Source organism: Pseudoalteromonas sp. MER144-MNA-CIBAN-0113, assembly GCF_040308965.1.
GTDB lineage: Bacteria > Pseudomonadota > Gammaproteobacteria > Enterobacterales > Alteromonadaceae > Pseudoalteromonas > Pseudoalteromonas tetraodonis.
The window spans coordinates 1-14,432 of record NZ_JBEOOG010000028.1; the positions used below are offsets into that span (position 1 = coordinate 1).

Sequence of the window (14,432 nt, forward strand, 5' to 3'; positions counted from 1 at the left end):
GTGACCAAGGTGATTATTATGCCTTGATCTGATCACTACATATTCTATAAGTTCAATTTATAATGATCTTGCCGTGACCAAATGGGCGTAAAGCGCCAAATAGTGCCATTGCTAGTGAGTTGCTTAATAGCATTATTTTTACTGCGATCTTTTAAGTAAATTTCGTACTCGCCGCTTTCATCGCTCATGTAGGCTATGTAGCGCCCATTTGGTGACCAGCTTGCATCTATTTCGCGGCTTTTTTCTGTGTAAGATAAGTTGCGTGTAGGCCCTTGTTTAATTGGTACACTAAACAGCTCACCACGGGCAGTAAATACAGCACGTTTACCATCGTGAGAGAGCGACATAGAATCAATAAAATCGCTAACATTTTTGCTATACGGCATTGCGTATTGGCGCACGCCAGCAATGTTAATGCTTAGCTTAGCGCTTTTTTGTGTTTTTGCGTCAAAGCGATATAAATAACCGCCGTTTTCATAAACAATCGCATTTGGGCCAGCTGAAGGCCAAAGTACGTCAAAGTTTTTATAGTTGGTAAGTTTTTTTGGTTCGCTGCCTTTGCGGTACTGGTAAAGGTTTAGCGTGTAATCACGGTCAGACACAAAGTAAATATCGTCACCAACCCAAGTTGGTTGCTGGTCGGTTGCACGGTTTGTAGTTAGTTGTTCTGATGTGTTTTTTTCTAAATCATAAATCCATACATCTTGCGCACGACCACCACGAGTACGTTTCCACGTACGAAATTCTCGATCAATTGGCGTGTAAACATATTTGCTGCCATCTGGAGATAGCATGCCGCCACCAGTTTCTGGAATCGCTAATGGCTGTTCAAGTCCGCCATCTGCAGGCACCATGTAAGGGCGGCCCATACGTTTTCCCCATGGTGTGCGGTTAGCTCTAAATACCACATTTTTACCATCGGCGGTCCAATCTAAAACGCGGTAATCAAAACCTCCACGCGGTGGCATTGGGCCAACGTCATTATAATAAGTAAGTTGCTTTAGGTTTGAACCGTCACTGTTGATCACATAAATTTGTCGGCTACCGTTATACTCGGCTGAAAATGCAATGCGCTTACCGTCAGGGGAAAACTTAGGAAATGCTTCAAATCCAATATGGTCGGTTAAGCGTTTGCTTTCGCCTGTTTGCGTATTCGCAATATAAATATCGCCACTGTAGACAAAGGTAACGGTTTGGTTATGGATATCTGGAAAGCGGAGTAAACGAGTGTCTTTAGTCTCATAGGCCGATACACCCGGCGCGATTGCTGCAGCCAAGGCAAGAGCCAATGTTGTTAGTTTTTTCATGGAATTACATCCTATATTAATAGCTATCCCATCATAACAATAAGGTGAAAAATAGCGATGCACTTACGATAAAAGGTCTGTTACAAAATGTGAATAAAAAAGGTTGGCAAAAAGCGCCAACCTTTAAGTAAATACAGATATAAAATTAATGTTCGTGTGCGTGTTCTTCCTCTTGTGCAATACCTAACCAAGTGATTGCAGCTGGTGGGAATGTAAGTTCTAGTTCGCCTTCAATTTCTAAGTCTTCTAGGTGTACTTGCACAACATGTTGGGCTATTGGGTCGGCTACGTAAGCAAACTGACCATTTTGCGCTACTGTCATACTAAACTTCATACCTTCAGGCATGGTTGTTACATCTTCTTGTGTAATATAAACTTGACCTGTTAGCTCCCAGTGTATTTCGCCGTCGTGCGCATGCGCCTCAAGCACGTTTAAAAAACCAAGGCTGTCTAAAACTAAAAAGTGCTCACCGTTCGCTGAGAAAGAGTAAGAAACAGCGCTTGCGCCATCGGCTAGTTGCCATTCAAATTCTTCCATTTCAGCTTCCGCAGGGTTAATGCTTAAGAGCACTGCAGGGCCGCCGCCGTGACCAGACACTACGCCAATAAAGGCCTCGCTATCTTCGTGGCCATAAATACTACCAATACGTAAATCGCCAACGGCTGCAATGTTCGCTATTTTTTCAGCTTCGTACTCGTCATCATGTTGGTGATCATGCTCGTCACCGTGGTCATGATTATGCTCATCACCATGGTCGTGGCCGCTTTCGGCGTATAGGCCTGTGTCGATTTGGTAATAATAATTGTCTACTTGGTTGTAGAAAGCATTAAGAATAAAACCGATATCACCTTGGGTTTTACGAAACGTTAAATCAATATTGTTTGCTGTTTCTAGGTCAAGCGCTTGCTCAGATAAACCAAAATGGCCGTCTTCATGAATATCAAATAGTGCGCCTACTTCATAAGTACCAGTTCCAATGTGAGGGCCGAATGATAATAGCTCAGACACCGAAGGAGCGCGCTCAGAACGAGATACCGATAAACCCAAGTTGTAACTAGGTGCAAAATCCCACACAACACCCGTTGATAAACTGACAGGAGTGAATTCTTGTTCTACGTCAAATACGCGAGTATTGCCGGCATGTTCTTCATGAGCATGATCGTCATGAACACCTGTGTCATTGTGTGCGTGTGCATCAATGTTAGGTAGTAACACGTTATCAGCATCGATAGTTACCCGTTCAACTCGGCCACCTAATTGCACTAAAAAGTCACCAAAATGATTAGTGCTATAGCAAAGCTTTGTGTTTGTGACGGTGGTGTGAATGCCTCTGAGCCTTGCGCTTCAACATCACTGTGTTTGTAATGAAAGCTCAAACTACCATTCCACAGCGCAAACGGGTTATGCATTAAGTTTACGCGTAACTCATTGGTTTCATTTTCAAACGTGGTACCCACTGCGCCATGTTCAATTTCAGCATGTTCGTAATCTGTAAAACCTGCGCGCAGGTTTACTCTATTAAGCCATTTGTTATCAAGGTTATATTCACCTAGCAACTGCACTTTAGTTTGCTCTAAGTCGGCATATACGCTTTCCTCAGCGCTATTAACATCTTCGCCACCGTGGGTGTGGCCTGGAATGCCGTATTGACGATTAAATTGCTCAACAGCTCTCCCAACAAAACCTTGGTCCATTAAATAGCTGGCCCCTAGGGTAAAGCCGTCAGACTCTTCATTACTATTTGCAACGGTGTAATCGCCACTATGTATGTTCTTCATGGTTATGGTCATGGTCATGGTCATCGTGGGCTAATTCAGCGGCCACAGGGATTTCATAGTCATCAGCTTCACGCCAAAAGGCATCAGCATAAAATGCAAAAGAATCAGTGCCAGTAGTGGCGTTAAGCGAGGCTACTTTTTGATTATCAACAGAGTTGTGCTCAAGGTTCCATTCGCCGCGAGTAGTGCTATCTGTTGGCACCCGATTATCAACTACATTAACCACACCACCAATTGCGCCGCTGCCATAAAATAATGTGGCAGGGCCACGTAATACTTCGATTTGTTTTGCGGTTGATGCCTCTGATGCGACTGAGTGATCAGGGCCAACGCGCGAAACATCACTGACATCAAGGCCATTTTGAGTAATTAACCTCAGATCTGCATAAGAATTAAAGCCGAGTCACTTTAATACTCGGCTTTTTAGTCTGAAAGGTATAGGCAATTAATCCAGCCATTAAATTAACCATAAATGAGATGCAGCTGCGGTGCCTGGTATGGTCTATTTGAGCCATATTTTTCAGTTGGTCGAAAACTGTTTCAATGATAAAACGCTTTGATAACATCGCTCTATCCCAAGATGATATTGGCTGACGTTTCATATTACTTCGTTGACCTATAATAAAATCAATGCCTTGCTCAGCAAGTTCCGCTTTTAGGTTTGCAGATACATAACCTTTATCAGCGTATAAACTACGTGTAACATTATCGACCATATCTAACACCGGCTGTCTATCATCAACATTCCCAGCTGTCACTTTTACTGCTAATAAACCACCTTCATCATTCATGATGAGGTGAAGTTTAAACCCATAAAACCAGCCCATTGTTCCTTTACCCCGCTTGGCTTTTCCCGCGAAAACTTGGTGGCGAGGAATACGCATGTTGTGACACACCTTGAGAGAAGTAGAATCGATAAATGCAATGCCTGTTGGTTTATCAAAGCGCTGCTTCAGATAGCTACACAGAGCAGGTAACGTGGCCTGAAGTAACTTCAACATACGTGTATAACTGACTAAATCAGGAAAATAATGTCGCCAATACTGACAAGCAAATTTGGTGTAGTAAGTTTTAAAGTCGCGATAACCTGATTGATGAAAGGCAATTAATATAGTCATCACTTCGCTAGAGGATAGTCGAGACGGCTTAATGCGTTGCTTCTCACCTGATTCTATTAGGTGTTTAAGCCACTGAGGTTCAAACAATAAACAAAAATCATCGACATCTACGTAAATTGCATCTAAGTTATTCATGCCCTTGCCTCGGTAATCTTATGTTTCTTGGTCGAAAGATCTGATCACCGCATGGGCATTTAGTTCCATTTCTTATGTGCAGCTCAGGTTATATAGGTAACTCGTTAGGCGGTTTATTTGGCGCCGCTGTTTTATTTACGATGCCTGAGCTATTTAGCAATTATATTATTGGCAGCCCGTCGGTTTGGTTTGATAATAATGCACTGCTAGCGTTAAAAGCGAATAAGCCCCAAATGCCAATAAAGGTTTATGTATCTGTTAGGGCAAAGGAAACGCCAGCCTTTGGTGAAGGGCAAAATATGGTTGAAGGCGCAGCGCAACTTGTGAAAAAAATTAATGCGCTCAATAGTGATAATATAAAATTAAAAAGTGTTGTTATTGAAGGGGCACAGCATGCAACCGCATTCCCAACCACCGCAATACAAGGGCTCGATTGGGTATTGGGAAGCAGTCAATAAGCTCGCAATGGATTTTCGATGCTTTTATAGTTAAATAATTGATATTAAATCGCTTTAATGTCGCTTTTCCACTTTACCAGCGCTGCTATAAATTCGGGGCCAATACCACAGCAGCCGCCAATAATTGTTGCGCCTAGGCTATGCCATTGTTTAGCAAATGCTACATACTCAGCAGGTGATAAATCGCGGTAACCTTGCGAGCCTTCATTGGCTTTATAATCACTGGCGATTGGTGTAAAACCATTCGCAAATGCCCCTAAATCAACATGTTTATTTTGCTGTTTTAGCACGCGATTAGTGTCGCGCAGCGCTTGTTCAATAACCTCGGGAATAGAGCAGTTAAAGAATATGCCCGCTATTTTATATTCGAGTAGTGCTAGGATAGCGTCTGATACTAATTCACCAGAGCGCAATGTCGCTTGTTCGCTTACTTCATCACTTAGGGTAAATGCGTAATAACATGGCTTGTTTGAATTCTTCAGTACGCTTGCCATTACCCGCGCTTCTTCAATGTTTGATATGGTTTCACCAATCCAGATATCTACATATTCGTCTTGTGCTTTATACAGGGTATCTAAAATAGTAAATGCGCGATCACTTTGGAAAAAATCAGCACGATACGAGCCAAAGGCAGGAGGCAGTGAACCGGCAACGAGTACCGTTTGCTTTGCGTTTTGAGTCACCTTTTTTGCAATAACCGCTGCCTGCTCAGCAAGCGCAGCACCTTTTACTTGGTAAAGCGTTTCACCCAAGTGAAAGGGGACACATGCATAGCTGTTAACAGTAATTATTTCAGCGCCAGCATCTATAAAACCTTGGTGTGCTTGGGTTACACATTGCGGTGCTTCTATTAAAGCTTGCGCACTCCACAGTGGCTGTGAAAACGGCGCGCCCATGCGTTTGAGTTCACGACCCATGCCGCCATCTAATATTATTAACTTGCTCATGATGGACTTCTATATGGCTAAATAATTAAAGCTATTCAAACATACTTTTTGAAAATTCATAATGAAACTTCATCAGGTTGAGTATGAAAAAAGTTCAACATGTTAAAGCTGTTTTTAAAAGGCACAAAAAAAGCGACTACCTAGTAAGGTGTCGCTTTTCTTTTTACAAGTAAGCTATTACTTGTAAAACGCTTCTACAGTGCCTTTTACTTTCATAAGTAATGGCTGGCCGCGACGGTCTAGCGCTTTAGGTGCCGCTACTTTTATCCAACCTTCGCTGATGCAGTACTCTTCAACGTCAAAACGCTCTTTACCGTTAAGTGTAATACCGATTTCATGTTCAAATACTTCTTCTACATAAAATTTGCTACGTGGGTTAATAGACAGTTGATTAGGTAATTCTGGTTTGTTTGTATCAGTCATAATAGTGATCTGCGTTGAATTAATTATGCGCTATTGTAGGCAATAGCAAGCTTAGGCTCAAGCAAGAGATCAATAAACTAATATATTGTGATGTGCTTTTATAGAGCTGTTACATATATTATGAGAAGGGTTAAGCAGTCGATGGAAATACAAAGTAGGTGTTATTGATATAAAATTTGGCTGTCACCTTCTTGTCATTAAAATTACCTTTATTAGTAACATCTATTTCCTATAGTGCAGCGGTTGATGTTTTTGAGCTCACAGTTTTTAAAAATAACCACTACATAATGGGAATTACGGATGAAAATTAAAAAAGTCGCTGCGGCAATCGCACTCACCTGTGCGTTTAGTGCCGTTAGTCATGCCAATGTTCTACCGCAAAGTCAAAAAGACAGCAGCTGGTACAGTGCCGCACAAACAAAACTAACAACTAAAACAACGCAAGCACAAGCGGTTAAAAGCACCAAAGCTAAAAATGTAATTTTATTTGTAGGCGATGGCATGGGTATTTCTACCTTAACGGCAGCGCGTATTTTACAAGGTCAACGCAATAATCAGCTTGGCGAAGAAGGCTATTTAAGCTTTGAGCAGTTCCCTTACTCTGCGCAAGTTAAAACCTATAATGTGGATGCACAAACGCCAGACTCTGCAGGCACCATGACGGCCATGATCTCAGGTGTAAAAACCGATGTGGGTGTTATTGGTGTTGATGAAGATATTGAGCGCGGTGAGTGCTCAACGGTGGCTGGTAATGAGTTACTTACAGCCACTGAACTTGCTGAAATTAAAGGCCTAGCAACAGGAATTATCTCTACTGCTCGCATTACCCATGCAACGCCTGCGGCAACCTATGCTAAATCGGCAGATCGCAACTGGGAAGATATCTCAGACATGCCCGAAGCGGCTGTTAATGCTGGCTGTGAAGATATTGCCTCACAGCTGGTTAATTTTGAAAAAAACCTAGAAGCACGCTTTGTCGGAACCGATGTTGATGGCTTAGATTTTGTGATGGGTGGCGGCCGTCGTCACTTTTTACCAAAAGAGGCCGCGGCTAATTCTACTGACGCTATGAGCGCCGTAGAAGGCGATCGTACCGATGAGCGTAACCTTGTTACTGAGTGGCAAACACAGTATCCAAATGGCACTTATGTGATGGATGAAGCCGGTTTTAATAGCATTGCCGATGACGCCACTAAAGTATTTGGTTTATTTAATGAATCGCACATGCAATACGAAGCTGACCGTGCCAACGATATAGCAGGCGAGCCTTCACTTACCGAGATGACCACCAAAGCCATTGATGTACTGGGTAAAAACGAAAAAGGGTTTTTCTTAACGGTTGAGTCGGGGCGCATTGACCATGCTCACCATGCGGGTAACGCATATAATGCACTTAATGACACCATTGAATTTGCAAAAGCAGTACAAGCTGCCGTTGATAACACCAATCCAGAAGAAACCCTTATTTTAGTTACAGCTGACCACAGCCATGTATTTACTATTGCAGGTTACCCTAAACGTGGTAACCCAATTTTAGGTAAGGTGGTTGCTGTAGGGCAAACTACACCAACGCTAGCTGCTGATAACATGCCATACACCACAGTAGGTTATGCAAATGGCCTAGGTTTTAGAAACTTAATCGATGAAACGGATGCAGACGCAAGCTATGAAACAGCTGCGGTTGCAGGACGTGTTGAGCTAAATGGTGTTGATACAACAACGCCAGGTTTTCACCAAGAAACCACGGTACCACTGAGCTCTGAAACACACGCAGGTGAAGATATTTCACTGCATGCAACCGGACCGGGTGCTCACCTAGCTCAAGGTGTTATAGAGCAAAACGTTGTATTTCATTTAATTAATCAAGCTCTTGAACTAACTCAGCGATAATGGCGGCTCACATGAATAAATTAACAGTACTTTCTTTAGCAGTAATGGTCGCATTAACGGGGTGTTCGAGTGATGACGACAAAAACAGCAATAATATTTTAGCGGTCGATCTCCCAATTGCTGTAGGCTCAGCACAATGTATCAATGGCGGCGTAGAAACACAAAGCGGTGTTGATACCAATACAAACGGGCAATTAGAGAGCAACGAAGTAACGCACACTAACTTAGTCTGTAACGACCCAGCCACCTCATTAACGAGTGAGCAGCTGGCGTCTCTTAGCAATAACGTATGGTTTAGTGATGCACAAACTAAGCTCGCCGGCGCGCAAGATGCTGCAAGTAAAGTGGTAACTGAATCGGGTAAAGCTAAAAATGTGATCTTGTTTGTTGGCGATGGAATGGGTATTTCTACTGTGACAGCTGCCCGTATTTTAGCGGGGCAATTACAGGGTGAAATGGGTGAAGATCACCAATTAAGCTTTGAAACCATGCCGTACTCTGGGTTTGTAAAAACCTATAACGTGGATGCACAAACGCCAGATTCTGCCGGTACAATGACGGCAATGGCCTCAGGTGTAAAAACCGATGTGGGTGTAATTGGTATAGACGAAGCGGTTGAACGTGGTAGTTGTGCATCAGGCAAAGGACATGAGCTTGTTACGTCATTAGAGCTGGCTGAGATTGCCGGTAAGTCTACGGGTATTGTTTCTACTGCGCGTATTACTCATGCAACACCTGCGGCAACCTACGCTAAATCGGCAGACCGTAACTGGGAAGATATTTCAGATATGCCTGCTTCTGAGTCAGCTAATTGTGAAGATATTGCCTCACAGCTGGTTAACTTTGAAAAGAACCTAGAAGCACGTTTTAGTGGTGTTGATGTAGACGGAATTGAAGTGGTTATGGGTGGCGGGCGTCGTCACTTTTTACCAAAAGATGCCGCGTTTAACTCAGCTGATGCTGTTAGTGCTGTAGAGGGCGATCGTACAGATAATCGCGACTTAACCGCCGAGTGGAAAACGCAATATCCAAATGGTGCTTATGTGATGGATCAAGCGGGTTTTACTGCTATTGATGCAACCACAACTGAGCGTGTATTTGGTTTATTTAATGAATCTCACATGCAGTACGAAGCCGACCGTGGCAATGATATTGCAGGCGAGCCTTCATTATCACAAATGACCGAAAAAGCGATTGATGTGCTTAATAACAACGAGCAAGGCTTTTTCTTAACGGTTGAGTCGGGACGTATTGACCACGCGCATCATGCGGGTAATGCATACAACGCACTTAACGATACTGTAGAGCTGGCTAAAGCAGTAAAAGTAGCGATGGAAAACACCAACCCAGAAGAGACGCTAATTGTAGTAACAGCCGATCACAGTCACGTATTTACCATTGCGGGCTACCCTAAACGCGGTAACCCAATTTTAGGTAAAGTGGTTGGTGTAGGGCAAACAGAGCCCAGCCTTGCTGCCGACGATATGCCTTATACTACAGTTGGTTACACTAATGGTTTAGGCTACAGAGACCTAGGTGCAGAAACCGATGCTGATGCATCTTACTTAGCAGCACCCGTTACAGGGCGTGTTGATTTAAGTAATGTTGATACTACAACGCCAGGTTTTCACCAAGAGGCACTTGTGCCACTATCATCAGAAACTCACGCAGGCGAAGATGTAGGTGTGTATGCAATGGGCCCTGGGGCGCATTTAGTAACAGGTACTAATGAGCAAAGCTTTTTATTCCATGTTATGGACTTTGCCGCTGACTTTGTAAAAGCCGCGGATGAAAAAGTAGCGCAATAAACCTTGCGATATAAAACAACCCGCACACTGTGCGGGTTTTTTTATGTCATTAAACTGCCATTATTTTTGGTTATGTTAAAGGCAATTAAGCTAAAAGCGATTAACTAAAGAGATAGTCCAATGAAAAAAGTATTTTTAATAATGAGCGCATTATTTAGCGCAAGCAGCTTTGCTGAGCAGTGCGATATCAATCCACAGGTATTAAAAGCCACTTACACTATTATTAATAAGGCTCCACAAGCGCTTAAAAATAATAAGGAAAACAGCCAAACTCTCACCCTTTGGCGAAATGAGCAACAAGTGGCGCACCAAAGCCAAGTTATAACAGAGCTTTGGCAACATACGAGCAACAATCAAATACGGCCTATTCGTTATTTTAATGCGCAGCAGCGCGGTATTGAATATCAGCCCTCAGAGGTGCAAGGAGTGCAAAACTGGAGTGCAAAAGTACAGCTGGTAGATAATCATCTTATTGAAAAAATGACATTAGTGAGCACCGAAGGCGAAGGCTGCAACGAAATAAAAAATTACAGCTTAGAAGAAAATAACTCTCAGTATAACTTGGCATTTTTTACCCATTCAAAACTAGTAAAAACATTTAGTATTAGTAACCTAGCGAATAAAGCAAGCACGTCACTTAGCTTAGACGCTGTGCAAAATGACACACCAGCTATTAAGGCTCAGTTTGCAAAATGGGATAACTTTCAAACCACCGACTATGCCGACATTGGCGATAACGAAAGCGACCCATTTTTAGCAAAAATGATTAACCTAGGCTTTATAGAGCACGGCGCCACCGGTTTTTATAATCCTCAAGGTGAGGCTATTCAAGGTGGACATCATCATTAGGTCGTTTTTTGGGCTTAGCAGAGTCTTCTGTTAAGCCATTTTCATAATTGTTGGCATCACAGGTATTTAAATTTTGCTGTGCTTGCTTATCTTGCTGTAATACCTGTTTTAAATCTTCCATACGTTGGCGTACTGCAACGCCGTAGCTGGCATCATCTCCCCAAAGCTCAGAAAGTTGTAACACAGATGCACGGTCATGATCCCTAAATAATTTACCAGCACGCTCAGCGTCTTCTTTGCTATTGCCAAGTAGCTGCAGTGATTCTATGGCTAAGTTAATGGCTGAGTCGACGGTTTCGCGGTTAAATGCATCCACTTTTAGATTCAGTAATTGATACGCATGGCGACGATCGATTGCGCGCGCCACTATTTTTAATTGTGGGTAGTTTTTATGTGCCAGCTTAATAATTTCAATGGTTTTATCTGGGTTATCAATCGCAACAACCAGCATTTGTGCAGTATGCGCGCCTGCGGCTTCAAGCAGTTCTTGGCGAGCAGCATCACCGTAAAATACGGTGTTACCAAAGCGGCGCAGCAGTTCTATTTGGCTTGGGCTGTGATCAAGTACGGTAATTTCGTAGCCTTGTGCATGTAATAAACGTCCCATAATTTGCCCAAAGCGGCCATAGCCCGCAATAATTACGTGTTTAGCGGTATTTATTTGTTCTGGTTTATCAAACTCAGGCTTAGTGCTACTACTGCGTTTTTGTATTTGCTCATACAGCATCAGTAATAAAGGAGCTATCAACATAGATACCGCAACCACTAAGGTCACTAGACTGGTTTGTTCTGGGGTTAAAATACTTAATGTGGTGGTCACGCTTAAAAGTACAAAAGCAAATTCACCACCTTGTGCTAGTGCCAATGTAAACAATAGTTTTTGCTTTGAGCTAATTTTAAATGTGACAGCAAGGGCAAACAAAATGCAGGCTTTAATGACAATTAATAAGGCAACTAAAGCAACCACGGTACTAAATTGATTAAATAATAGCTCAAAATTAATTGAAGCCCCTACAGTGATAAAAAATAGTCCTAGCAATAGGCCTTTAAAGGGCTCTATGTCGGCTTCTAATTCGTGTCTAAATTCACTTTCGGCCAATACTACACCGGCTAAAAAAGTACCTAAAGCAGGTGATAGGCCAATACTGTGCATTACAAGCGAAATAGCCACGACTAAAAACAATGCAAAAATAGTGAATATTTCACGCATGTGAGTTTGTGCGATGTATCTAAACAGTGGCGCAGAAACATATTTACCGCCGGCAATAATAGCGGCAATAACAGCTACAGAAACGCCTACTTGTTGCCAAACAGGCCAGTCAGCAATGATTGAATCGCTAATTTGTTTTGAACTACTTGGTGCAGCAAAGGCCAGTAAGGGGAGTAGCGCTAAAATAGGAATAATGGCAATATCTTGAAATAATAAAACCGAAAATGCATTTTGCCCAGCTTCTTGCTTTAACCAGCCTTTTTCTTCGAGGCTTTGCAATACAATCGCGGTAGAAGAAAGTGCCAGCATTAAACCAATGGCCAATGCGGTTTGCCAATGCATGGTAAAAAACCAATAACAAAAGGCAAAAATAACCGCCGCAGTTAGCACCACCTGTAAGCCACCAAGCCCTAAAATAGAGTGCCGAAGCTTCCATAGTCGTGAGGGTTGTAGTTCAAGTCCGACCAAAAATAGCATCATCACTACGCCAAATTCGGCAAAATGCATTACATCGGTTTGATCCCCTACGACTCCCAATGCATAGGGACCAATTAGTATGCCAGCAATTAAATAACCCAGTACTGATCCTAAGCCAAGTCGTTTGGCAATAGGAACAGCCACAATGGCGGCGGCTAAATAAATTAAAGCAATTTCTAGCATGGGGTGCTCTCTTGAGGTTAGGAGTTATTTATATTTTGATACTACTATAAATTAAGTTTGAGTTAATTGTGAAAGAAACATTATTAACGCATACTAATCCGCAATACTATTTAATCATTTTGAACGGGTAAACCAGATGTTAGTTGCGTTAAAAACTTCTCTTTTAGAACAACTAAATAACAAAGTTTTACCTTGCTATCGACACGATTGCCTTCCCTCAAAATAGCTCACTTAATTAAGCGAATTGGTATTACTTTATTGTGTACCATTAAATTTAATAATATGTTTTTTATAGGAACTAAAATGAGTATTAAGCTGCTTTTAAAAATTATGCTGACCACTGTGTTTGCTGCGGTATTTACACAAACGGTGCAAGCTCAACAGTACAAGGTTGAGTTTGAACCACAGCGAGCTGAGCTTGAACAGCAAATTACTGGTGATGAATTTAATGACTATTTAGTTAGTGCAAAAGCAGGTGATATCCTGAATGTGACTCTGACTCCTTCAAATTTAAGTAACTACTTTAATATTTTGCCCTTAGACAGTAATGAAGCCGTATTTATTGGCTCAATAGAAGGGCATGAAGCTAAATATCAACTCAGCACAGATGGAGATTATATTGTGCGAGTTTATTTAATGCGTAATGCAGCGAGACGTGGTGAAACAAGTGATTATAAGTTAACCATCATTAAACATGCAGGTGTAGCCGTGCCTGTAAAAACTATGCACCCAAGCTGGGATAGCGATGGCGATGGAATAAATGATTGTGAAAACGATGGCAGTTGTGACCACACCATTGATTATACAAAACCAAAAACGGTCAATTAATTGACCGTTTTATATGATTTAAAAGTAAGATTAGATTATTAGTCTAGCTTTACTGAACCAGAGATATTATCGATACTAACATCGCCAGAGCCTGCTTCTGTAATTGTTAGCCCTTTAGCGTAATTAACGCGAATATCGCCAGAGCCATCTTCAATCGTCACGCTTGAGCCAATATGTTCAATCAACATATCTCCTGAGTTATCGTCTACGGTGACTGCGCCTTTAATATGTTTAATAGTTATGCCGCCCGAGCCATCTTCAACATTTAATACGCCTGTTACGTTAGTCACTTGCATTTCGCCCGAGCCATCTTCAATAGCGACATTACCACTGACATTATCAATATCAATGCTGCCTGAGCCGTCATTTAATACTAAGTCGCCGACCACATTTTTTACGTAAATACTGCCCGAGCCATCATCAATATTTAGGTTTTTAGCACTATTGATAGATAAGCTGCCAGAACCATCTTTTACATCAATATTGCTTTGCATCTCGTTAATAACAATATCGCCTGAGCCGTCGTTAATATCTAAATTTAGGGTGTTAGGTACGGTAACAACTAAATTGATACTTGGTGATTGCCCGCTGTAAAAGCTAATCCCATTATTACTTTTATTTTGTGCAACAAGTTTTGCTTGTGTACCGCTTTTCTCAAGGGTGAGTTCGTATTCATCGTCAATGTCGGCGGTGTAAATGATGGCATCAACGCTAATATTGGTTGCAGTATTAGAGCCCTGAATATCGAGCGAACCGGCACCACTTAATATCGCTAGGTACTCAAGGTTATTGCTTGGTAGTGAAAGCTGCTGGGTTTGTTTAACTGATGCGACACTGGGCGATATGTGAAATACACAACCGCTGAGTAATAAAATGCCGCTAATTAGTGAAACGGGCTTAGTGAAGTTGAATAGAGTTGATGCGCTCATGTTTAGTCCTTTGATATTGATTATTTTAGTTAATATACAAAGTATAGAGCAAAATTGAGGCCGAAATGTAAGTTGTTGTTTTATATGAAAT

The 14,432-nt window shown here is 42.0% G+C and carries 12 protein-coding genes and 3 pseudogenes; 5 read left to right on the top strand and 10 right to left on the bottom strand.

Features of this window, described 5'->3' with window-relative positions; translation table 11 throughout:
* Positions 1 to 53: 53 nt before the first annotated feature.
* The 6 genes and pseudogenes from AAEY57_RS09370 to AAEY57_RS09395 all read right to left on the bottom strand — a co-directional run.
* Positions 54 to 1,307: pseudogene (locus tag AAEY57_RS09370) on the bottom strand (S41 family peptidase); the annotation flags it as partial.
* A gap of 145 nt (positions 1,308 to 1,452) precedes the next feature.
* On the bottom strand, positions 1,453 to 2,571 hold the full coding sequence (locus tag AAEY57_RS09375; protein ID WP_350607604.1) for a TonB-dependent receptor: 1,119 nt from the start codon (positions 2,569 to 2,571) through the stop codon (positions 1,453 to 1,455).
* On the bottom strand, positions 2,571 to 3,086 hold the full coding sequence (locus tag AAEY57_RS09380) for a hypothetical protein (protein WP_350607606.1): 516 nt from the start codon (positions 3,084 to 3,086) through the stop codon (positions 2,571 to 2,573). The genes AAEY57_RS09375 and AAEY57_RS09380 overlap by 1 nt, the downstream gene beginning before the upstream one ends.
* Entirely contained in the window at positions 3,070 to 3,312 is a 243-nt protein-coding gene (locus tag AAEY57_RS09385; protein ID WP_350607608.1) for a hypothetical protein, read from the bottom strand. Before AAEY57_RS09385 ends, AAEY57_RS09380 begins: the two co-directional genes overlap by 17 nt.
* 57 nt (positions 3,313 to 3,369) lie before the next feature.
* Positions 3,370 to 3,465, bottom strand: a pseudogene (locus AAEY57_RS09390) (hypothetical protein); the annotation flags it as partial.
* 13 nt (positions 3,466 to 3,478) lie between these two features.
* Positions 3,479 to 4,339, bottom strand: a complete 861-nt coding sequence (locus AAEY57_RS09395) for an IS982 family transposase (RefSeq protein ID WP_350607611.1) — start codon at positions 4,337 to 4,339, stop codon at positions 3,479 to 3,481.
* Positions 4,340 to 4,428: 89 nt separating this feature from the next.
* On the opposite strand from AAEY57_RS09395, the pseudogene AAEY57_RS09400 reads away from it, so the two are divergent.
* Positions 4,429 to 4,797, top strand: a pseudogene (locus AAEY57_RS09400) (alpha/beta hydrolase); the annotation flags it as partial.
* 44 nt (positions 4,798 to 4,841) lie between these two features.
* Here AAEY57_RS09400 and AAEY57_RS09405 read toward each other — a convergent pair.
* Entirely contained in the window at positions 4,842 to 5,744 is a 903-nt protein-coding gene (locus tag AAEY57_RS09405; protein ID WP_350607614.1) for a homocysteine S-methyltransferase family protein, read from the bottom strand.
* Between the two features lie 177 nt (positions 5,745 to 5,921).
* A complete protein-coding gene (locus AAEY57_RS09410; RefSeq protein ID WP_008112798.1) occupies positions 5,922 to 6,167 on the bottom strand; it encodes a DUF3297 family protein in 246 nt (81 codons plus the stop codon).
* A gap of 300 nt (positions 6,168 to 6,467) precedes the next feature.
* On the opposite strand from AAEY57_RS09410, the gene AAEY57_RS09415 reads away from it, so the two are divergent.
* From AAEY57_RS09415 to AAEY57_RS09425, 3 genes are all read left to right on the top strand, one after another.
* On the top strand, positions 6,468 to 8,057 hold the full coding sequence (locus AAEY57_RS09415; protein WP_350607618.1) for an alkaline phosphatase: 1,590 nt from the start codon (positions 6,468 to 6,470) through the stop codon (positions 8,055 to 8,057).
* Positions 8,058 to 8,068: 11 nt separating this feature from the next.
* Positions 8,069 to 9,865, top strand: a complete 1,797-nt coding sequence (locus AAEY57_RS09420) for an alkaline phosphatase (RefSeq protein WP_128583417.1) — start codon at positions 8,069 to 8,071, stop codon at positions 9,863 to 9,865.
* A 120-nt stretch (positions 9,866 to 9,985) separates the two neighbouring features.
* Positions 9,986 to 10,714 carry a hypothetical protein gene (locus AAEY57_RS09425; RefSeq protein WP_033103572.1) on the top strand — a complete coding sequence of 243 codons (729 nt, stop codon included), beginning with the start codon at positions 9,986 to 9,988 and terminating at the stop codon, positions 10,712 to 10,714.
* Here AAEY57_RS09425 and AAEY57_RS09430 read toward each other — a convergent pair.
* Positions 10,689 to 12,584, bottom strand: coding sequence for a monovalent cation:proton antiporter-2 (CPA2) family protein (locus tag AAEY57_RS09430; protein WP_036957005.1), 1,896 nt, complete (start codon positions 12,582 to 12,584; stop codon positions 10,689 to 10,691). The genes AAEY57_RS09425 and AAEY57_RS09430 overlap by 26 nt on opposite strands.
* A gap of 303 nt (positions 12,585 to 12,887) precedes the next feature.
* Here AAEY57_RS09430 and AAEY57_RS09435 point away from each other — a divergent pair, with 303 nt between their 5' ends.
* A complete protein-coding gene (locus AAEY57_RS09435) occupies positions 12,888 to 13,412 on the top strand; it encodes a hypothetical protein (protein WP_016899006.1) in 525 nt (174 codons plus the stop codon).
* 38 nt (positions 13,413 to 13,450) lie between these two features.
* Here AAEY57_RS09435 and AAEY57_RS09440 read toward each other — a convergent pair whose 3' ends face one another.
* Entirely contained in the window at positions 13,451 to 14,341 is an 891-nt protein-coding gene (locus AAEY57_RS09440) for a DUF4097 family beta strand repeat-containing protein (RefSeq protein WP_036957008.1), read from the bottom strand.
* Positions 14,342 to 14,432 lie beyond the last annotated feature (91 nt).